Origin of the sequence: Halovibrio variabilis (assembly GCF_007991175.1) — a bacterium.
Classification (GTDB): Bacteria; Pseudomonadota; Gammaproteobacteria; order Pseudomonadales; family Halomonadaceae; genus Vreelandella; species Vreelandella variabilis.
The window spans coordinates 1-656 of sequence record NZ_BJXV01000047.1 but is presented as its reverse complement, the minus strand read 5'-3'; the positions used below and the strand labels follow the sequence as shown (position 1 = coordinate 656).

General features: G+C 47.9%; 2 tRNA genes. Both read right to left on the bottom strand.

Annotated elements, in window-relative coordinates:
* Window positions 1-281 precede the first annotated feature (281 nt).
* Window positions 282-357, bottom strand: a tRNA-Ala gene (locus HVA01_RS17345).
* Window positions 358-545: 188 nt separating this feature from the next.
* Window positions 546-622: transfer RNA gene (locus tag HVA01_RS17340), tRNA-Ile, on the bottom strand.
* Window positions 623-656: the final 34 nt, after the last annotated feature.

Sequence of the window (656 nt, the reverse complement as noted above, 5' to 3'; positions counted from 1 at the left end):
TTGAAAACGTATCACAATTTAAGACCACACCTTGCGGCGTGGTCTTGTCAGCATGATATACATTGTTAAAGAGCAGCTGTTCAATGAACAGTGATAAAGCGGCGCGCTGTCATTACAACAACAGTGACGACAACAACGCAGCGACTTATCAATGGTCACGAAACATTCACAAACGGTATTTAAAGTAAAAGAAGGTAGTACGTAATGGTGGAGCCAAGCGGGATCAACTGGCAACCACGTTGCGCTGACCTCGGCAATGCTTATTCCATCGAGTAACTTAATGGTGGAGCCAAGCGGGATCGAACCGCTGACCTCCTGCGTGCAAGGCAGGCGCTCTCCCAGCTGAGCTATGGCCCCATTTATACCCACCCGTCTCTGGGTAATTTTATTCATACCAAGACATTTTATGGCGACGCATAACCTGCTATGCGAATCATAAAAACAACTCAAGAATGGATAAAACGTAATTTGTGTGAGACTAGGCGCTCCAGTGCGACGCATAGTATGCTATGCGAGTAGTGAAGCAACGACGTATCACGCAAATTTGGTGGGTCTGGGCAGACTTGAACTGCCGACCTCACCCTTATCAGGGGTGCGCTCTAACCAACTGAGCTACAGACCCGAGAGGGGATCGTGCTTTTACCGTTTGCTCTATA